At 40.0% G+C, this 21655-nt stretch carries 18 protein-coding genes; 4 read left to right on the forward strand and 14 right to left on the reverse strand.

The annotated features are described in order from the left end of the window. Window positions 1-906 precede the first annotated feature (906 nt). Complete coding sequence (locus PAUR_RS00040) at window positions 907-1059, reverse strand: hypothetical protein (RefSeq protein WP_192505807.1); 153 nt, start codon at window positions 1057-1059, stop codon at window positions 907-909. A gap of 267 nt (window positions 1060-1326) precedes the next feature. Between PAUR_RS00040 and PAUR_RS00045 the strand changes: the two genes are divergently transcribed. Beyond that, on the forward strand, window positions 1327-2481 hold the full coding sequence (locus PAUR_RS00045; RefSeq protein WP_192505808.1) for a M23 family metallopeptidase: 1155 nt from the start codon (window positions 1327-1329) through the stop codon (window positions 2479-2481). A gap of 46 nt (window positions 2482-2527) precedes the next feature. Here PAUR_RS00045 and PAUR_RS00050 read toward each other — a convergent pair whose 3' ends face one another. From PAUR_RS00050 to queA, 6 genes are all read right to left on the reverse strand, one after another. Next, window positions 2528-3055: a hypothetical protein gene (locus PAUR_RS00050; RefSeq protein ID WP_192505809.1), complete on the reverse strand. Its 528-nt coding sequence runs from the start codon at window positions 3053-3055 to the stop codon at window positions 2528-2530. Between the two features lie 109 nt (window positions 3056-3164). Then, window positions 3165-4109 carry a protein translocase subunit SecF gene (gene secF / locus PAUR_RS00055; protein WP_192505810.1) on the reverse strand — a complete coding sequence of 315 codons (945 nt, stop codon included), beginning with the start codon at window positions 4107-4109 and terminating at the stop codon, window positions 3165-3167. Window positions 4110-4118: 9 nt separating this feature from the next. Continuing rightward, window positions 4119-5978 (reverse strand): protein translocase subunit SecD, encoded by a 1860-nt coding sequence (gene secD / locus PAUR_RS00060; protein ID WP_192505811.1) that lies wholly within the window; start codon window positions 5976-5978, stop codon window positions 4119-4121. A gap of 28 nt (window positions 5979-6006) precedes the next feature. After that, window positions 6007-6345, reverse strand: a complete 339-nt coding sequence (gene yajC, locus PAUR_RS00065) for a preprotein translocase subunit YajC (protein WP_010364031.1) — start codon at window positions 6343-6345, stop codon at window positions 6007-6009. A 33-nt stretch (window positions 6346-6378) separates the two neighbouring features. Further along, entirely contained in the window at window positions 6379-7509 is a 1131-nt protein-coding gene (gene tgt, locus PAUR_RS00070; protein ID WP_192505812.1) for a tRNA guanosine(34) transglycosylase Tgt, read from the reverse strand. A 206-nt stretch (window positions 7510-7715) separates the two neighbouring features. Next, window positions 7716-8756 carry a tRNA preQ1(34) S-adenosylmethionine ribosyltransferase-isomerase QueA gene (queA, locus tag PAUR_RS00075; protein ID WP_192506067.1) on the reverse strand — a complete coding sequence of 347 codons (1041 nt, stop codon included), beginning with the start codon at window positions 8754-8756 and terminating at the stop codon, window positions 7716-7718. A gap of 253 nt (window positions 8757-9009) precedes the next feature. Here queA and PAUR_RS00080 point away from each other — a divergent pair, with 253 nt between their 5' ends. Together PAUR_RS00080 and PAUR_RS00085 are read left to right on the forward strand one after the other, a co-directional pair. Then, window positions 9010-11517, forward strand: coding sequence for a GGDEF/EAL domain-containing response regulator (locus tag PAUR_RS00080; RefSeq protein ID WP_192505813.1), 2508 nt, complete (start codon window positions 9010-9012; stop codon window positions 11515-11517). 156 nt (window positions 11518-11673) lie between these two features. Next, complete coding sequence (locus PAUR_RS00085; RefSeq protein ID WP_192505814.1) at window positions 11674-11874, forward strand: hypothetical protein; 201 nt, start codon at window positions 11674-11676, stop codon at window positions 11872-11874. Between the two features lie 63 nt (window positions 11875-11937). On the opposite strand, the gene PAUR_RS00090 is transcribed toward PAUR_RS00085, so the two are convergent. The 7 genes from PAUR_RS00090 to PAUR_RS00120 all read right to left on the reverse strand — a co-directional run bounded on the left by PAUR_RS00090 (window position 11938) and on the right by PAUR_RS00120 (window position 20725). Next, a complete protein-coding gene (locus PAUR_RS00090) occupies window positions 11938-12843 on the reverse strand; it encodes a hydrogen peroxide-inducible genes activator (protein ID WP_192505815.1) in 906 nt (301 codons plus the stop codon). A 272-nt stretch (window positions 12844-13115) separates the two neighbouring features. Beyond that, window positions 13116-14384 (reverse strand): inorganic phosphate transporter, encoded by a 1269-nt coding sequence (locus PAUR_RS00095; RefSeq protein WP_192505816.1) that lies wholly within the window; start codon window positions 14382-14384, stop codon window positions 13116-13118. A 37-nt stretch (window positions 14385-14421) separates the two neighbouring features. Then, on the reverse strand, window positions 14422-15099 hold the full coding sequence (locus PAUR_RS00100; RefSeq protein WP_192505817.1) for a TIGR00153 family protein: 678 nt from the start codon (window positions 15097-15099) through the stop codon (window positions 14422-14424). Window positions 15100-15239: 140 nt separating this feature from the next. Then, the gene (gene phoU, locus PAUR_RS00105; RefSeq protein ID WP_192505818.1) at window positions 15240-15941 is read right to left on the reverse strand and encodes a phosphate signaling complex protein PhoU; all 702 of its coding nucleotides are present in this window, start codon (window positions 15939-15941) and stop codon (window positions 15240-15242) included. A 26-nt stretch (window positions 15942-15967) separates the two neighbouring features. Then, on the reverse strand, window positions 15968-16795 hold the full coding sequence (pstB, locus tag PAUR_RS00110) for a phosphate ABC transporter ATP-binding protein PstB (RefSeq protein WP_192505819.1): 828 nt from the start codon (window positions 16793-16795) through the stop codon (window positions 15968-15970). A gap of 28 nt (window positions 16796-16823) precedes the next feature. After that, entirely contained in the window at window positions 16824-18473 is a 1650-nt protein-coding gene (pstA, locus tag PAUR_RS00115) for a phosphate ABC transporter permease PstA (protein ID WP_192505820.1), read from the reverse strand. A 17-nt stretch (window positions 18474-18490) separates the two neighbouring features. After that, window positions 18491-20725, reverse strand: coding sequence for an ABC transporter permease subunit (locus PAUR_RS00120; RefSeq protein ID WP_192505821.1), 2235 nt, complete (start codon window positions 20723-20725; stop codon window positions 18491-18493). 346 nt (window positions 20726-21071) lie between these two features. Here PAUR_RS00120 and PAUR_RS00125 point away from each other — a divergent pair, with 346 nt between their 5' ends. Continuing rightward, on the forward strand, window positions 21072-21578 hold the full coding sequence (locus tag PAUR_RS00125) for a glycine cleavage system protein R (protein WP_192505822.1): 507 nt from the start codon (window positions 21072-21074) through the stop codon (window positions 21576-21578). The last annotated feature ends 77 nt before the right edge of the window (window positions 21579-21655 follow it).

A 21655-nucleotide genomic window follows, 5' to 3' on the forward strand; every position in this document is an offset into this window, starting at 1 on the left:
CAATTAAAAGTTTTGTTGAAACCCTTTACTAGAAAGTGTTTCGTGCTCATTGAATTCTGATTTTGATTCTTTCGAATCGAATTGACTGTGCTGAAACAAGTAAACTTGTTTCCGTTGGTCACTCAGTTTCTCCGAAGAGAAAATCAATTGAGACTCTAAATTTTTTGCTCGCTTCAATCTAAGAAAGAAGTTTCGCTGTTAGAACTCAATCTGTACGAGTGCCCACACAGATGATTGCTTCATATTTTTAAAGAACAGTTCCTGTTTAAAACAGGGCGATGATTAAGCGCTTTGCTTTATCTCGCTAGGGCTGCGCATGTTACGCTTTCCTATTTTTTTGTCAACACTTAACTTTAAAAATTTTTAAAATTAAGTTTTACTCGACGCTGACTGCGTTTTGCTTTGCTAAATTAGCGTAGCGCTCCGTGTCAGTGGGGTCGCATTATAGGGAGATGCAGAAAAAGCGCAAGCCTTTATTTTCAGAAAAGTGATAAAAACAATGAGTTCGAGCGAATATCATTCGAAAAGCACATTTTTAATACATTAAAAAAAAACCAGCATGTTTTACGTACAAAATAGCGCCGCTTTTAAGTTTACTTTTCAATTTCGAACTTAGATTAAAGTAGCATGTATTGGCCTTAATCAATTCTCATACCATTAAAGTTAATTCGCTTTCCTGCAAACTAACTCATTAAACTGCTTAAATAACCTCAGGTTTGGATAAGGGTTTTGGAATAGAAAATGTTTTGCAAACAAACTTACGTACAATCAAATGATGATATTTTGTTCAATATCAAGGCGTTTTTATTCAGTAATAGCGGGCTATTACAAATGAAAGCAACGCCGAGAGTGAGAAAAATAGCTTTATTGGGCAAATTCGCTTATCCAGAGCTGAGGTTAAATACATTATTTCATAACGGAACAATGGTGTGCTTTTCTCCTATGAGATATTCGTCGTTCAAATAAAGGATGGACAATCTGCTTTAACTGACGACGATCTTTAAATTTACGCTCTTCTAGCAATGCTTCAAGCTGCTCTATAAAAATAATCGGTTTCATAAAGACACCCCACAATGTACTGTAAAGATAAAAATAGCTCAGCTAAGCACTTTTGCAATATTAGCAATTAAGTTTTCATCTCTAAAAGAGCAATGCACTATAATACATCGACTTTTAAATTAAATGCATTCTAATAACCACATCGGAATAGGCTGTTCGTAAATCATACAATACAGATAAAAGCATATTTTTTGACCATTTATTTTACAATTTATTATCAGGTTTATATACATATAAGGAATACATCAAAGAAGATAAGGATACAACATGAAATCAATACTATGCTTTTCAGTCCTCACATTACCCATAATGGGGTTTGTTCAAGCGCAAGGACAACATCACGAAGCAAAAGCGCTTAGCTCAAAACACTCTGCGCGAATTCAAGCAATCACACACTCAGTAATAGCCATAGATCAGAGTGAATTTGTATATAACAACGAATTGCAAAACGAAGACTGGGATGCCTTTTTCTATAGTAATGCACCACATCTATTAGAATGGAAAACAACCTTACTACATTGGGCTGGACACGCTAGCATTAATCCCAAACTTTTATTGGCATTAATGGAGCTACAGAGCAGCGTACTAAGCAAGCCAACTAAATCGAATGTATTGTCGCCTTTTGGCACATTAAGCGACAAAGTAGGTTTTGCTGCTCAAATCCAAGATTTAGCACTAATACTGAATCAACGCTTTTACCAATTCGAGCAAGAAGTTGAGAAAAAGCCGTTTCAAAGCCGTACAAACTCAGCTACTGCAAGTTTGCTCAGCGTGCTAATGAGCGCACAGGTCGTACCCTATAACTCTTTACATGAGTTAGTTAGTATATATAACACTCTCAGTAATACTTCTCTCTTACTTTCACAAAACCAAACAGCTAAAATACAGGTTGATCCAAGCAATATCTTTTATATGAATTTTCCATGGCCTTCAGGCTACGCATGGTATAGCGGCGGTGCCCATTCAAATACGGGTTCAGGCTACCCTTACTCTTCTTTAGATTTTAATAATGGCTCTGGTGGTTGGGGGAGTAACACTCCTTGGGTGCAAGCTGCCCACGGTGGTACGGTAACTCGATACTCGTCATGTAACATACGCGTAACTCACTCTAGTGGTTACGCCACACAATATTATCATATGAGTAATTTACGCTACCAAACAGGGGATGTAATTAATTCTGGTGCGTGGCTAGGTCGTTATGCCAATAGAAAAGACCAAGCACTATGTCAAGGCGGGCAATCTAGTGGACCGCATGTACATTTTTCTTTGCTAAGTAATGGGCGCTTCACATCACTGCATAACTGGTACATCAGCAACTATAGAATAGATGTTGGTAACAGTAATTATGATGACAATTGCCGAAATTTTTATTTTGAGAAAAATGGATATAGAACGTGTGCTTGGAGGGCGCTCTATAAATAGTACAACGTATAAAGGGCTGTTCAAATACAGCCCTTTATTTTAGTTCTTAATTTAGAGCGCGTTCTACTTGATCAAAATGCGCAATCACTTCAACAATTTCAAGCTCCGCATCTTGATAAGCTGTATCAGATTTAAAGCCAAGCTTAGCAATCGCTTGAACTGTTGCTGGGTGCACTAATAAATCTTTTGCATGATAACAAACGGGGTCATCAAACTTCGGGAGTTTACCATCGGCATGATATCCCGTTTCAATTTCTTCTAATGGCAGTGTCGGGATCACATCTGCTGCAGCATCTAGTGCCCCTAAATATGTTTGGCACTGAGGGTATTTCAAGGTAAATTCCGAAATTAATTTACGAGAAGTTTTGACTAAGTTAGCTGAGCTTTGCTCTAATTCTTGAGCCGTATTTTGAGTTCTAATATCTGCTAACAAGGATTTAGCCTGACTCTTATATGCCTGAAGCGTAGTTTCAGCTTTTTCAACAGGTGCCGACTGTACCTGTGCGACTTCTTCCTTTTCTGAACATGCAGTCAAACTGGCTGCAGCTAGCAAAATTACCAACTGTTTATACATAAGAACCTCAAAGTATGATTGAAAACGATTCTCATTATACTCATGTGTCATTTTATTGAAACAAAAAAAGCCACACTAAGTGTGGCTTTTTCAGTATCGATATTAGCGTCTATGGCATAGCGTCTAAATCAGCACCCTCTTTCTCAACTTCAACAGGAATAAGGTCTTCTTTACTCACTCCCATGGCCACTGCAACTGAACTGGCAACATATACCGAAGAATAAGTACCAATAAAAACACCAAACAATAGTGCAGTCGCAAAGCCGTGAATTGTTTGACCACCCCAAACAAACAAGGCTACAAGCACAAGAATGGTTGTAATTGAAGTAACTAACGTACGGTTAAGTGTCTGCGTCAATGAAATATTAATTATTTCTAATGTGTCATCAATACGTACTTTACGGAAGTTTTCACGGATACGATCTGAGACAACAATCGTATCATTGAGTGAGTAACCTATCACCGCAAGAATGGCCGCTAGTATGGTTAAGTCAAACTCTAAATCTAGAAGCGAGAATAGCCCCATTGTTAAGATCACATCATGGAACAGTGCAGCAACAGCACCAACCGCAAATCGCCACTCAAATCTAAATGCAACATACAGCAAGATACAAATTAAAGCGGTTAGCATCGCTAAACCACCTTGCTCTTTAAGATCTTCACCAACACTTGGACCTACAAATTCAATACGGCGCATTTCAACACTGCTATCAGCTTGTTGTAAGGCTGCAACTAGCTGATTACCAATTTCTTCAGCTTTAACATCATCACCACGTGGTGCCAATCGAACCAAAACTTCTTGGCTGGTACCAAATAGTTGTACTGACGCATCAGCAAAACCATTTTCAGCTAATACCGAACGAATTTTCTTTAGATCAGCGGGCTGAGAAAAGCCAACTTCCACTGCGGTTCCACCAGTAAAGTCCAGACCAAAGTTCAAACCTCGTATTGCCATAGACGCAATCGATGCAACAATCAGCAATGCGGAAAATGCCATCGTTAACTTGCGTGCCGACATAAAACGAATGGTGTCTTTCAATTTTAATAACTGCATTTCGTTCCCCTAAATTGAAAGCTTATCGATACGTTTACCACCGATGAAGAAATTTATCACCGCACGTGTGCCAATAATGGCTGTAAACATAGACGTTAAAATACCAATCGCGAGTGTCACTGCGAAACCGGCAATAGGACCTGTACCTACTGAGAACAAAATCACAGCTGCGATTAACGTCGTAATATTTGCATCAAATATAGTACTAAATGCACTATCATACCCTTGATGTACCGCCTGCTGCGGACTACGTCCATCGGCTAATTCTTCACGTATACGTTCAAATATCAATACATTGGCATCAACCGCCATACCAACAGTCAGTACAATACCAGCGATACCTGGTAACGTAAGAGTAGCGCCAGGGATCATAGACATTACGCCAATGATCAAGACTAAATTTGCAGCTAGTGCCAAATTAGCAACCAAGCCAAAACCTTTGTAATACGCCAACATAAATGCTAATACAAATGCAAAACCTAGCACCACGGCTGTCATACCGGCCTCTATGTTCTCTTGACCGAGACTTGGGCCTACAGTGCGCTCTTCAACAATTTGGATTGGAGCAACCAATGCGCCTGCGCGTAACAGTAAACTTAAGTTATGTGCTTCAGCTGGGTTATCAATACCAGTAATTCGGAATGAGTTATTTAACCGGGACTGAATAGTTGCAACGTTAATAACTTCTTCTACCTTGATAGGCGGTAGTGCTTTACCATTTTCATCTTTTTTGCCCGATGGCTTATATTCAATGAAAACCGTCGCCATCCGTTTCCCAACAGCTCGTTTAGTAAAGGCACTCATTTTTGCACCACCTTTACTATCGAGGCTAATACTCACCTGAGGACGTTGATACTCATCAACACCTGATTGGGCACCTGTGATATGTGTACCAGCTAAAATAACGCGCTTCTTCATAACGACTGGATAGCCATCTTTATGATTAATTACTTCAGTTCCTGGAGGTACTCTACCTTGCGCTGCTGAACGCACATCTGCGTTTTCATCTACTTCACGAAACTCTAGCGTTGCCGTTGCGCCTAAGATCTCTTTTGCACGGGCTGTATCTTGTACGCCAGGTAACTGAACAATAATACGCTCAGCGCCTTGGCGTTGAACATTCGGCTCTGCAACCCCAAGTTGGTTAATACGATTACGAATAATCGTTTCATTTTGTTTGATGGCGTATTCACGAATTTCTTTAAATTTTTGCGGTGAAAGACTAGCAAAAAATGCTAAATCATTACTGCTATCATTAATAAATGTATAAAGAGGGTAACGCCCTTTCAGGAAACGCTCTGCTGCATCCCTATCTGCATCACCACGCATTACAACTTGAATACGCTCACTACCGGAAACTCGTCGAACGCTGCGATAACGCAGTTTTTCACCACGTAAATCGCTCTTAAAATCTTGCTCCATGGTTTCTAACGCATTATCTAGCGCAGTGACCATATCTACTTCCATAGTAAAATGTACACCACCACTTAAATCCAACCCGAGTTTCATTGGATTACCACCTAAGTTTTTTAACCACTCAGGTTGAGCTGGGCTCATATTTATTGCAGAAATATACTCTTCACTTAATGAGTCACGCAAAATATCTTGAGCTTTTAACTGCTCTTCGACATTTTTAAAGCGTATTAGCACTTGCCCATTTTCTAACACTGTTGATTTAACAGTGACATTGTTATCGTTAAGTGTTTTATTTACTTGATCTACTACGCTTAAATCAGCACTAGCACCTTTAGTACCAGAAACTTGTATGGCCGGATCTCGGCCATACAAGTTTGGTGAAGCATATAAAATGCCCACCGCTAACACAGCGAGAACAAGTAAGTATTTCCACATTGGATACTTGTTTAACACTGGACTATCCCTTTTTTATTGTTATGTATTATAGCGACTTCATTGTACCTTTTGGTAACACTGCCGAAATTGCTGATTTTTGAACTGTTACTTCTGCTTGATCATTTAAAGCCACAACAACAAAGTCTTTGTCATCAGATACTTTTGATATTTTCCCAACTAAACCGCCTTGTGTTAAAACCTCGTCACCTTTGCCTAACGCTCCCATCAAACTTTTATGCTCTTTTACACGCTTCGCTTGTGGACGGTAAATTAGGAAGTAGAACACCAAGCCAAATACGGCTAACATGATCAACATTTCCATACCACCACCTGCAGGTGCTGCGCCTGCCGTGCTTGCATGTGCACTCGACATAAATAAACTCATAATACTTCCTCTTTAATTTTTAAAATTTGCTATTTAATTTGTTGTAGTATCAGCCAGTGGCGGTACTGGTAAATTACGGCGTGAATAGAAATCAGCAACAAATTCATCCAATTTACCTTCACTAATTGCATTGCGCAACCCTTCCATAACACGTTGATAGTAACGTAAATTATGAATAGTATTTAAACGTGCGCCTAGAATTTCATTACATTTATCTAAGTGATGTAGGTAAGCGCGAGAGTACCCCTCACACGTATGACAATCACACTCAGGGTCTAATGGACCCGTATCTGTTTTATGTACAGCATTGCGGATTTTTATCACCCCGCCTGTAATGAATAAATGACCATTACGCGCATTTCTTGTTGGCATAACACAGTCAAACATATCAATACCGCGACGCACAGCTTCGACTAAATCTTCAGGCTTACCCACCCCCATTAAATAACGAGGTTTATCTTCAGGCATTTTATATGCACAATTGTCCAAAATACGGATCATATCTTCTTTTGGTTCGCCGACTGACAAGCCTCCGAGTGCATAACCGTCAAAGCCTATTTCTTCTAATCCTTTTTGTGATACCGCACGCAGTTCAGGGTACATGCCACCTTGAATGATCCCAAACAAAGCGGAAGGGTTATCACCATGCCCTTCTTTTGAGCGTTTAGCCCAACGCAATGATAATTCCATTGAATCACGCGCTTCTTTTTCAGTCGCTGGGTATGGCGTACATTCATCAAAAATCATAACAATGTCAGACCCTAAGTCACACTGTACCTGCATCGCTTTCTCAGGTGACAACATTATTTTCTCACCATTAACCGGCGATTGAAATAAAACGCCTTCCTCAGAGATTTTACGCATCGCCCCTAAACTAAATACTTGGAAGCCACCTGAGTCAGTAAGAATTGGTTTATCCCAATTCATAAAATCGTGTAAATCACCATGTTGCTTGATGATTTCAGTGCCCGGACGCAGCATCAAATGAAAGGTGTTACCTAAGCAAATTTCAGCGCCGGTGCCTTTTAACTCATCTGGCGTCATACCTTTTACTGTACCGTACGTACCTACAGGCATAAACGCGGGGGTTTCTACAACACCACGGTCAAAAATCAAGCGGCCACGGCGCGCTTTTCCGTCAGTACGATCTAATTCAAATTTCATTATTACCTCAAAGTCGGAAAAACAGTCCAACATAAACAGCTATTAACAGTTAGTCGTTAATAATCAGGTTAAAAAATCTGCTCGATTCTACCTTGTTTATGGGTGCAATTCTAATTATTGGGCCGAAATTTGACTTTTAAAGCAAGTGAAGACTAAAAGTGATGATTTTGTTAACAAGCCCAGTGAGGTCTGGGCTTGTTTAATTACTACTTTTGGGTTTGTTTTGTTAAAAACATTGCATCACCGTAACTGAAAAAGCGGTATTGCTCTTCAACCGCAGTGTGATATGCACTCATAATATGCGCTTGGCCAGAAAATGCGCTCACCAACATAATTAGAGTCGACTCGGGTAAATGAAAGTTAGTCACCATTGCATCCACGACTTGAAACTCATAACCTGGGTAAATAAATATGTCAGTATCACCATAAAACGCTTTTAACTCGCTGTCACTTGCTTTGGCTGCTGATTCAAGTGAGCGTACTGAGGTTGTTCCCACAGCAACAACTCTCCCCCCTTTGGCTTTTGTTCTCGCAATGGCTGCAACCACATTATCTGGCACTTCAATATATTCAGAGTGCATAACATGATCATCTATCTCATCTACACGCACCGGTTGAAAAGTCCCTGCGCCGACATGTAGCGTAATAAAAGCAGTTTCAATCCCTTTGTTTTTAATTTGTTCAAGTAGCGCTTCATCAAAGTGTAACCCAGCTGTTGGTGCTGCGACTGCACCAGGTTTCTCATTGTAGACGGTTTGATAGCGCTCTTTATCTTCATCTTCATCAGGTCTGTCGATATAAGGAGGCAACGGCATATGACCAATATCATCTAAAATAGTTAAGACGGTTTGCTCACCCGCAAATTTTAATTCAAACAGTTCCCCATGACGCGCCACCATCGTTGCCTGAGCCTTACCTTCAAGAATAAGTTCAGTGCCAGGCTTAGGTGACTTGCTAGCACGTACATGTGCCAGCACCCTATGCTCATCAAGGACCCGTTCAACCAGTACTTCTACTTTACCACCTGACGCTTTTTGTCCAAACATCCTAGCTGGGATAACTTTTGTATTATTAAACACCATCAAGTCATTCGGTTCGAGCATGTCGATAATGTCTTTAAAGGTTTTATGATCAAGCTGGCCACTATTACCGTTTAAGGTGAGTAAACGACTACTTGTTCGTTCTTTTTTAGGATGACGAGCAATTAATTCATCTGGTAATTCAAAGCTAAAATCAGCAACGCGCATGGCAACTTCTCTCAATATCTTAATTGGCGCCAAGTCTAGAGATCCTAAAAGCCTAAATCAAGTGCTTGTAACCTTGCAAAAATAGCATTAACCTAGCCTGATTGCTGGCTGCTGACAAAAAAGCGCAACGCACCAAAGGAGTTGGATATGCGAGTTACACTAGATAGCCAATTAGAAACAATTACTTGTGACATTACTATAACTAGAGGTACGGATTGTTACTAAAGACTGACATGGGTTTAAGGTTGTAACCATGGCAAGACAACTTAACTTGCTAATTGTGAACGCGAGCATTGAAGAACGCTGCGCGATAAAACAAACACTCTCTAATTTAGATGTGTTTCAATTCATTGAACGTGCAGATAGCCAAGCTGCTTTACAAGTATTAAAGAAACAAGCGGTTGATTTGATCATAACGGGGTTAGATGTCGGAAAAATAGATGGCTGGCGCTTCGCTAGGATGATCCGTTCAGGGTTACTTCAAACCCCAAAAAATACACCGATTGTTCTCATACCGCCGATTTATTGCGAGCGCATTGCCGAAACAACCGCCCGCAGCTACAGTATAGATGCAGTATTACCATTCGAACGCCAAGAGATGTTGCCTCAAGTTTTAGCTAATGTACTATCGACACATTTAGAAAAAAGTAGTCGTTTGGATCTATTATTACTCGAAAGCGATACTCAAAGAGCCAATGAAATTTGCCAACATTTGGCACTTAACTTCTCGTGTACACATGTCACAACAGCTAATGCCGCGTTATCGCAATTTTTACAACATCAATACTCCATTGTACTGCTAGATGCTACAGCCACCCGTGCAGAAGCGGCTAAAGAATTAGTTGATAGTATTTTAGAGCATAATCCCAACCAAGCAATCGTCACGATTATCGACAATAAAGACGCTGATTATGCTGAGCAGTTACTACTTCTGGGTGTCACTGACTTTGTTCGTGCACCATATGATATTTCTATGCTCGGCAAAGTATGTGATCATGCCGCTCGACGCGAAGATTTCATGGTGAGTTATGCCGAGTTTGCCGATAAGGTCTCTTTGTTAAGTCGCAGTGAACATCGCTATAAAGAACTTTTTTCAGCACATCAGCGTATCTTGTTACACTTAAACACCGTCGTTATGGAACTGGATACACAAGGCCATATACGTTTTATAAACCCAGCTTGGGAGTCTCTCTCTGGGTACCGAATAAAAGCCAGTATTGGTAAAGGGTTGTGTGATTATTTTGGAATAGAACATCAAGAGACATTACAAAAAACACTTGGTAATATCTTATCTGGTAAGTTACAACATGCTCAACTAGAGCTTAAGCTTGTTCACCAACAAGCACACAGTATATGGACAGAATGCCGCTTTCAATTGATAAAAAATAGTACCAATCGAGCTACAATCACTGCTACTTTAGACAATATTCATGAACGTAAGCAAGCTGAATTACAACTACGCCACCTTGCGCTACATGATACTTTAACAGGCTTGCATAATCGCTATTATTTCGATCAGCAATTGCAGTTGTTATGCAGTAAAGTTGAACCTGACTCGACAACCGAGCACGCCCTTTTATATATAGATTTAGATCACTTCAAAATCATCAACGATAGTAAAGGCCATCAGCAAGGAGATATCGTATTAAAAGAAGTGTCACAACTATTTGGCAGCAATATCGATGATGAACATTTAATTTTCCGTATCGGCGGTGATGAATTTGCAGTCATTTTAAAAAATATTAATTTACTTGACGCCCATTTAGCGGCAGAAAGTATCTGTGTTGCTATCGAAAAGCATATTTTTCATTCAGAAGAGCATAGCTATTCAATTAGCTGCTCTATTGGACTGACACAAATAACCCCCAGTAACCATGATGCAAATGAGTGCCTTAAACAAGCTGACATTGCACTTTACATAGCAAAAAATTTAGGTCGTAACCTAGTACATTGCTATAACAAAGAAGACGCTCAAAATAATACATTACAGACGGGACTTGAGTGGGGCCACAGTGTGAGGCAAGCACTGCAAAATAACCATATCGAACTACATTATCAAGCTATTTGGGACTTCAAAAAGAACACGGTTGCTTACTATGAAACCCTCCTGCGTCTAAAAATTAATGATGAACTCGTTTATCCAAACCACTTTATTCCCGCTTTAGAGCTGCTCAACGATACTTTCCTCATGGACAAGTGCGTAATTAAACAAGCCATTAAAGACGTTGCAGAGCATCAGGAGCTCAATCAAATTGCCATTAACCTCTCTGCACACTCTTTCTTAGATGAGCGCTTATTACCGCATATACAAGCGTGCTTGATTGAATATCAAGTGCCTGCTGAACATATTATATTTGAAATAACTGAATCAGCGAGTATTAACAACTTAAACGCAACACAAACCATGATAGCTAAGTTAAATCAACTTGGTTGCCACTTTTCGATTGATGATTTTGGTACTGGATTTAGCACTTTTAGCTACTTAAAACAGTTGCCTGCGCAGCACGTTAAAATTGACGGATCATTTGTTCGAGATATGCTTAATGACCCCATTGACCTCGCATTGGTAAAAGCGGTACATGATATAAGTCATTCATTAGATAAACGTTCTGTCGCTGAATATGTTGAAAACATTGAGATTTTTTTAGCCCTTAAAGACATTGGTGTCGATTATGGCCAAGGTTATTTCATTGCTAGACCCATGCCTATTTCAGCATTAAAAGACAATTTAGAAACTATTTTAGCCAGTAAAACAAGTTGATAAAAAATAATTGCAAGGGCCCTCTTTTCCTTGTCAAAAAATCATCTATAATTACTCTAATGTGAAGATGTCCATCTAAGTTATTGATTTATTCTTTTCTAGTGGACATTCAATGGATTGAGCTACATCGCACTATGGATATCGAGGAGTGTTATTATGCTACTACTGATTTCATTTTTATTGACGGTTCATTTTATCGTCGCGCAGCAATGCTACCGTATCTCACTAAATAAAGGTTACCCGAACAAGTTGTTTATAACACTTGCACTAATACCTTACTTCAATTTAGTGGTGTGGGTATATTTATTGTTTTTACCAAATCTCAATAGTGCTAGGAACTTTGAACAGCCACTATAAGTGATCAATTAACATTAGTTAGTCTCTTTAATGGGTGCGTGATGCACCCATTTTTTATTTTGTTTACTTACACTGTTCAGAAACAAATACACCTACTTGCTCACTGAACAGTCTAAAGTCACGAATTCGACCTGTGGTTTTTCGCCACAATAATCCAATTTCGCGATAGGCATCTGCTTGAGAAGCTTTTGCCGTCATGTTTTTTCCATCTAAAATACCCGCATTAATTGCCATTTTAGGCAAAAACGTCACACCATTTTGATACTCCACCATACTTAATAAGGTATGCAAATTTGCAGCTTCAAAGGGGTTTATACATGCACTTCGATTTAAATGGCATGCGCTAAGTGCATGGCCTGTCATACAGTGCTCCTTTTCTAGTAAAAACACACTTTGTTCTGGCAATAAATTAAAGTCTTCAACGCCATCAGCTACGAGATACTCTTTGTGATGCACCAGAGAAAAATGATCTTGCGCTAAAATTTGAGTGTGAAATTTGTCAGTATGATAGGGTAATGCAAGCATGCCCATATCAATATGACCATGCTCCAGTTTATCTAACAGGCGATCACTGGTGTCTTCGACCAAAACAAGTTGTAACTGCGGGAATTGTTGTTTACAGAATTGATATAGTGGTGCAGCAATAAAGCTCGCAATAGTAGGGATCACGCCTAAAGTAAGCTTGCCAGATAAAGGGTGTTTATAACTTTTAGTTAATTCTTTTACGCTCATCGTATCCGCAATTATTTTTTTTGCACGAACAACGACCTCTTCTCCGATATCAGTAAACATCAGACTGCGATTTTCTCGTTCTATGAGTTGACACCCCAGAGTTTCTTCCAGTGTTTGAATCGCGCTACTTAGTGTCGATTGACCGATAAAGCATGCTTCAGCAGCTCTGCCAAAATGCTGGTGTTGATGCACTGCGATTAAATATTGAAGTTGCTTGATACTAGGTAAGTTATTCACTGTATAAAACTTTGCTACGGCTTGAGATAGATAGTAGCAGTATAACCTTGATGCCAGGTAAGGAAAACAATTTGCTGATATCAATTACTTAAAGTGCAGTCCTAGATATATGGGTAACATTTTTAATATGATTAACACACTGCTATTTGAGGGTGCCAACTAGGCAAAAAATGCAAACTTGAAGAACCGTGACTTATACGCGATTAAAAAATAAAAAGACCCCAATACCTAGAGTATTGAGATCTTTTCAAGCTAAAAGTCTGTTTTATTAATTACACGCCAAATGCGGTTCTTAATATGTAGAATATAACAATAGCAAGGGCAGCGCCAACTGGCAATGTGATTACCCAAGAAACTACAATGTTTCTTACCACCGACATATTCAATGCCGCAATACCACGTGCCATACCAACCCCTAACACCGCACCAACCAATGTTTGTGTAGTAGAAATTGGAAGACCAGTTCCTGAGGCGATAACAACGGTTGAAGCAGCTGCTAATTCAGCGGCAAAGCCTCGGCTAGGAGTTAAATGTGTGATCCCTTCACCAATTGTTTTTATTACTTTTTTACCTAAAATGGCTAGACCTGCAACAATACCGAACCCGCCTAAAGGTAAAATCCACCAAGCAATTGCCGCTTTCTTAGCAATTTCCCCATTGTTTTCAACAATGTTAACAACAGCAGCAAGTGGACCAATAGCATTAGCAACATCATTTGAACCATGTGCAAATGCCATACAACAAGCCGTCAATACCATTAAGATAGCGAATACTTTCTCAACGTTATTAAATTGCATTTGTTTATCAGCTTGTGGATCCATCTTCATACGATCTATCACAAACTTACCGATAATACCGATGACAACAGCAATACCGATAGCCAAAGCATAACCTTCAAAAGTGCCTAAGTTAATGCCTATGTGCTTCAAACCCTTTTTGATCGTTACCAAAGACATAACGAAGCCGGCAAGGCCCATATAGATAGGCACAAAGCGTTTTGCATTCTTTAGTGGCTGCTCTGTGTCAAATATGAGTTTCTGCGCACTCATAAATATGAGATAAGCAATAAAACCTGATATTGCAGGAGTCACAATCCAACTGCCCACAATTCCCGCAACTTTGTCCCATTGAATCGCTTCACTACCTACCGCAACTAGGGCAAAACCAATAATGGCACCAATAATCGAATGAGTTGTTGATACAGGCCAACCCAGCACTGACGCCAGTAGTAACCATGTTCCGGCTGCAAATAGTGCTGAGATCATACCTAACACCATCAGCTCAGGAATATCCGCAAATGGCGCGGCATCAATGATCCCTTTTCGGATTGTAGACGTCACTTCTCCACCAGCCAAATACGCACCAGCGAATTCAAAGATCATAGCAATAATAATTGCTTGCTTAATAGTTAGTGCTTTAGAACCAACCGAAGTACCCATCGCATTGGCAACGTCATTCGCACCAATACCATAAGCCATAAAAAAACCCACTGCGGCAGCTAAAAGCACCAACATGGTACCGTAGGATGCAATGATATCCATTGTAAAACCTTACTTTTTTAAAACTATTATCTTTAGATTAACGCGCAAGCATTACTTCTAATCTCGAACCAACACGTTCTGCAATATCTGCAAGCTCACCAACCCATTCAATGATTTTATATAAAAACATCACATCAATTGGATTTAGTTCACTTTCAACCGCTCGTAATTCTCGGCGGATTATTATTTGCATATCATCCGTGTCTTGCTCAATTGCATCCAACTCAACTAACATTTTTTCTACCAAGGTCACTTCGCGACCTCTAAAACCGGTTTCCAATAGTTCGTCAAGTTCGTTGATTGCTTTCGATGCCTGTTTTGTAGCATCAACACAACGTTGCAAGTAGGTAAGGAAGTAAACTTGGATAGACTCAGGGATCTCCATTTCACGTCCAACAACGCGACCTGCGATGTCTTTCGCTTTATTGGCGATTTTGTCTTGGTGGGTAATTAATTCCAATAGATCTGTTCGTTCTACTGGCATAAAAAGACCACGAGGAAGCTGTAAACGTACTTCACGTTTTAAAACATCTGCTTCGCGCTCTAGATTGCGGATCTGAACTCGTAGCGCTTCCGCTTCTGTCCATTCCCCTTTGAAAACATGATTAAAAAATGGCACCAAAGACTTACTCGCCTCATGTACTATTTTAATGTGTTCTTCCACTGGCTTAATAGGAGATTTTGCAAATACTCCTAAAAACGCGTTTGTAGGCATAATTGACCCTTAAATCATATTTATATGCTTTGCAGCACGAATTTTACAGCATTAAGCGCTATTGTGAACGGATTTTTATCTATAAGATGATTAAGTCGTGCATAATCGAAATTATGCACGCCTGAAAAGATAGCTCGGTATTAAAGAGATTTTTCTATATCTTCTTGAGATGTATGACGAATATCTTTTCCATTCACAAAATAAATTACGTATTCTGCAATATTTTGACACCGATCTCCAATCCGTTCTAAAGAACGCACAGACCAAATTAAATCCATAATTTTGGGTATTGAGCGTGGATCTTCCATCATATACGTCATTATTTGACGTGTTAATGCTTCATATTCTCTATCTACCTTTGCATCTTCTTTGTGTACTTCAAACGCTTTTTGTACATCCATTCTTGCAAAAGCATCAAGTACATCATGAAGCATTCGAGAAACCTGGCGGCCCATATTATCAATATTCAGCAGCAAATCTTGTTGATCTTTCGTAAACGAGTCTAACGCTACACGTGCAATCCTTTCCGCTTCATCACCAATACGCTCTAAATCTGCGATAGTTTTAGCAATAGCAACAACCAAACGTAAATCACTCGCTGCCGGCTGACGCTTTGCAATAATACGTGTGCACTCTTCGTCAATGTTCACCTCCATTGCATTGACTTTATAGTCATTTTCACTGACTTTACGCGCCTTCTCGGCGTCGCAACTGTTCACTGCATCTAATGCAAGATTGAGCTGTTGTTCAACTAAGCCACCCATACTTAATACATGGTTACGCACATTTTCCAGCTCTTCGTTAAAACGACCTGAAATGTGTTTATTTAAATTATGTTCCACTCTCATTCTCCTAAAAACTGATGCGCTTAACCGTAACGACCTGTAATGTAATCTTCTGTTTTCTTCTTTAATGGCGTCGTGAACAAAGTATTAGTATCCGCATATTCAATCAACTCCCCCATGTACATAAAGGCAGTTTGATCAGATACACGCGCAGCCTGTTGCATATTGTGCGTTACGATGACAACCGTATACTTGTTCTTTAAATCATTGATGAGCTCTTCAATGACCAATGTTGAAATGGGATCGAGTGCTGATGTAGGTTCATCAAGTAATAATACTTCAGGTTCGATTGCAATAGAACGCGCAATCACTAAACGCTGCTGCTGACCACCAGATAAACCAAACGCGCTATCATGTAGCCTGTCTTTTACTTCATCCCAAAGTGCAGCACCTCGTAACGACTTCTCTACAACTTCATCCAATTTACGTTTATCTTTTATACCCTGTAAACGAAGGCCATACACAACATTTTCATAAATTGATTTAGGAAATGGGTTCGGTCGTTGGAATACCATGCCTACATTTCTGCGCAATGCAGCAACATCTACACGCTTATCATAAATGTTTTGCCCGTGTAAGATAATTTCGCCTTCAATGCGACATGTATCAACCAAATCATTCATACGATTAATACAGCGAAGTAACGTTGACTTACCACAGCCTGATGGCCCGATGAACGCGGTAACCTGTCCTTTTGGAATAAGCATGTTCACATTACTAAGAGCTTGCTTGTCGGCATAGTAAAGATCGAGGTTCTTGATCTCCAGTGCGGTTTGCTCTGGAGACAAGTTTGCTAGATCTAATTTCATTTGGCCATTGGCCTGATTAACTTCTGGAGCTACTGTAATCATGTTTTTTACCTACTTAAAATCTTTACTATTAATGCTCAAGTGATCTGAACTTTTCACGCAAATGGTTACGAATACCGATTGCTGTAATATTGAGTGCTATGATCACCGACACTAACAAGAATGCGGTTGCATACACTAACGGCCTTGCAGCTTCTACGTTTGGACTTTGAAAACCAACATCATATATATGGAAGCCTAAGTGCATAAACTTACGATCTAAATGTATATATGGAAAATTCCCATCCAACGGCAAGGTTGGTGCCATTTTAACAACACCTACTAACATCAATGGCGCAACCTCACCTGCAGCACGTGCTACGGCTAAAATTAACCCAGTCATAATAGCAGGGCTTGCCATTGGCACAATAATACGCCACAGGGTTTCTGCTTGTGTTGCGCCCAAAGCCAAAGAACCATGACGTACTGAGCTTGGAATTCTAGATAACCCTTCTTCAGTTGATACAATGACAACGGGTAACGTTAATATTGCCAGTGTCAATGCAGACCAAATGACACCTGGTGTACCAAACACCGGACTTGGTGCAGCTTCAGGGTAAAATAGCTGGTCTAATGAACCACCTAACACGTACACGAAAAAGCCTAAGCCAAATACCCCATAAACAATAGAAGGTACACCTGCGAGGTTTATCACCGCAATTCGAATCATTTTAGTTACTGCATTTTTCGCAGCATACTCATGTAAATAAATCGCCGCAACCACACCAAATGGCGTCACAATTACCGCCATTAGCATAACCATAAATACCGTACCGAAAATAGCAGGAAATACCCCTCCCTCGGTATTGGCTTCACGAGGGTCATCACTCACAAATTTACCAAGTTGAGACAAATAATGTACAACTTTTGCAAATGTGCCCATATCATTTGGAAACCAAACATCTAACACCTGATAAATGGGTAGTGTAACCAACTCACCGCGCATATCTCTTACAACAACTTGATCACGTTTTGCTTGATTACGCAGTTCAAATAAACGCTTTTCAAAAACCTTATACTCATCACGCAATGCAACTCGTTGCGCTTGTAAATCAGCAACTCGTTCATCGGTTAATGCGTTATCGAGCTCATAGCCTTTTTCTTTTAAACGTAACCTTTCAAGTTCATAGTTAATATGGCCAATGTCGCCATTTTGTAGGTCGAGTGCTTCATCGTTAAGGTCAACGGCTCGCTCAACTAATTCGTGAAGTTTATCAACAGACTGATTTTCGACAACTTGACCATTTTCAACGATATGATCAACGTACCCATAAAAGTTACCATTTTTACTACGCTCGAATACGGCCAACTTGGCTGGTATTGACTGCTTCATAATATCGGTAGAAAGTACCCATCTAAAATCAAGCTCTACGTACTCTCGGTTACCCGTTTTTACAAGTATACGTTCTATATCTTCAGCATCAAATGCCGATAGATCATAACCTGCCGCCTCTAATCGAGATTTTGGCACCATTTCTCTGTCATAGATTTCACCTATAACAGTTTGCTTTGCAACCGAACCATTGAGTTCTAATTCAACAACCTCTGATGGCCAGAAAAAGCTCAAGCCTTTCCATGCGATCATCGCTAATAGCCCAAGTACCGATATTAAACTGATACTAACGGCACCACCTGTCATCCAGATCCATGGAGAACCTGACTTAAACCACTGCTTTACCATGTCATGAACTCCCGTAATTACATTGAGCTGTATTTTTCACGTAACTGCTGACGAACAAACTCAGCAATCGTGTTAAATACAAAAGTAAAAATAAATAGTACAAATGCAGCTAAAAATAGAATGCGGTAATGTGAACTACCCACTTCTGATTCTGGCATTTCAACAGCAATATTGGCGGCCAATGTACGCATGCCTTGGAAGATGCTCCAATCCATAATAGGTGTATTACCGGTTGCCATTAGTACAATCATTGTTTCACCCACTGCACGACCTAGACCCATCATGACCGCTGAGAATATACCTGGACTCGCTGTCAGCAACACCACCCTAACCAACGTCTGCCACTGAGTAGCACCGAGCGCCAGTGAACCATTTGATAAGTGCTTTGGCACACTAAATACCGCATCTTCAGCAATTGAGAAAATAGTGGGAATAACAGCAAAGCCCATCGCGATACCAACTACTAACGAATTGCGCTGATCAAATGTCATTCCCAATTCATTGGTTAAATATTGGCGAACATTGCCATCGAAAACATACTCTTCTACACCACCACTTATCGTAAAAGATAACCAGCCAACCAATAACACGACCGGAATAAGTATGATTGAATGCCAGCCATCGGGTAGCAAATGACGTATATTCTCCGGTAATTTAGTCCACAAGAATGCGGTTGCTATCATCGATAGCGGTAACAAAATGAGTAATGCGACGATTGCGGGTAAGTGTATTTCTATGAGTGGCGCTAACCATAATCCTGCTAAAAATCCTAAAATAACGGTTGGTAGTGCTTCCATTATTTCAACCGTTGGCTTAACAACTCGGCGTAATTCGCTGGACATAAAATATGCGGTGTAAATAGCTGCAGATAGTGCGATAGGTACTGCGAATAACATGGCGTACATTGCCGCTTTAATCGTACCAAAAGAAATAGGCACCAAAGAAAACTTTGATTCAAAGTCATCTGAGGCAGACGTAGACTGCCACGTATAAGCTGGTTCTGGGTACCCTTCATACCATACTTCTTGCCACAATGCAGACCATGTTACTTCAGGGTGTTCGTTATGAATATCAAATATGGATAGTTTATCATCTGCAATAATCAACGCCGCATTTGATCGCGGAGATACTGCAAAAGCCTCTATTGCACCTTGGCTGACTTTGCCTTGCCACAAATGCGCTTGGCTCGTTGTATAATAAAGCCCTAAATCACCGCTATCCGTTGTTGTAAAGAAAGTACGACGATAAAATTCACTATGGATATCAACATTGCTGTTTTTGCTCGTTTCAAACGCGCGAATTTTATTAAACTGGCGACCATCATCTGTATTAATTTCAAACCATTGGGAAACTTCGCCATTATCATTTGCGAGCATTAGAGAGTTAGCACCAGCTAATAAAGTTGTGCCTACTAAATTGGCATTTTCTTCATTTGCAGCCAAAATTTGGAGCTGTTTAACATCACTAGGATCACGTGTATCAAATATGTAAACTTGATTTGCTGAACGGATGAATGTCCGTGTTGTGTCTGGTGACATAAGCAACTCATCGATGCGGCTGTCAACTGCCAACTCTGTGCGCTCAATCACCCACTCAACTTCTCCACTGAACATATTTTCTTCCGCGGTAAAAGAAGCAAATATAACGCGCTTATCACTCGTTAATGCAACCACGGCTGTTTTTTCTTCGTAATGGCTAAACGCTAAACGTTCAATTGCGTGACCTTGTTCGTCCACTAATAATTGCTGACCATCTAGCGGATAGCTCAAGCGCGGTGTAATGACCCGTTCGTTACCAGGAAAAGTTACTAAGAAAGAAGGGCGTACCAATTGAACTTGACCATTATCAAGGCCATATGCATATTGCCCCAAAAAAGGAGCACTTTTTGCGAAGCTCGTAACCTGCCCATCTAGATTCGTTGCTAGATTTTTCAATTTTTTACCTGTATTGGCACCTTTAAGCTGAAAAAAGTCCACCCCACCGGTTTTATTCAATAGGTAAGCAATTTCTGTTTGTTCTTCTACGCCAACACCAACATATTGTTCAGTATTTTGCAGTACGATGTCGACACGTTTCTCTACTTTAGCTGACTCCAAAATTGGTTGTACAACATACAATAAATAGAAGAAGATCATCAACAAAGCGATCAAAACCATTACCCCACCTGCGGTAATGCCATATTGTGCGAACCGATCTTTTAATAGACGGCTTCTATCCGTTTTAAAAGACGGTTGCTGCGGATTTGAAGACATCAAAACACCCTTTTATCTTAAAGTTGCGCGCATTATATTTCATCAAGATGACAATTATGTTACACCGTGCATGTTACATGAAGCTAGGTATAACATCATTTTTTAGGTACAGATTTTTCAACCGGAAAGTTGCATAAACTGAAGAAATAAGATTGACGTATAGCAGTTTGCATTTGTTTACATTTCAGCGTTGAATTTATTGGACAACCACAAACACTGAACTAATCTATAAATGCATTATCTACCTTAGTAGGCTATGTATAAGGATCATACCCACTTTGTTGTAGCCGCTTTTTTCAATGCCTTGTCATACTTAACAAGGCTACAATAATAAGAGATACGCATTATGAAGCAGTTAGTACTAACCATTATCGGAAAAGATCGACCAGGTCTAGTTGAAGAAATATCTTCAACATTACTTTCACACCACGGTAATTGGCTTACCAGTAATTTAAGCCATTTAGCAGGCCAATTCGCGGGCATTGTACAAGTTGAAATTGCTGAAGAGCATTTACAGGAAATTCAAGATGCTTTAAAAACGCTTGCAGGCTTAGAAATAAAAATAGAGCTAGGTGAGCTGGAAGCTGCACCTGATACACCCGAAACATTAAACCTCGTTATTACCGGCAATGATAGACCCGGTATAGTACAAGAGCTTGCTTCTGTGATCCGCCACAAAGGAGCAAACATCACACATTTAAATTCTCGAAAACAAAGCGCGCCAAATTGGGGGGTGCCTATATTCAGTGCGTTTGCAACTGTTACCTTGCCAACTGGCATGCACAAAGATAATGTCATTGATGCATTAGAATCAATAACCAGCGATTTAATTGTCGATATTGAATCGGATTAACCCCATATCGATTTCGTAAATAGTTAGCCATGACAAGCGTTAAGGCTTGTCATGAAAATGTCACACCTTGGACCTAT

The organism is Pseudoalteromonas aurantia 208 (assembly GCF_014858725.1).
GTDB lineage: Bacteria > Pseudomonadota > Gammaproteobacteria > Enterobacterales > Alteromonadaceae > Pseudoalteromonas > Pseudoalteromonas aurantia.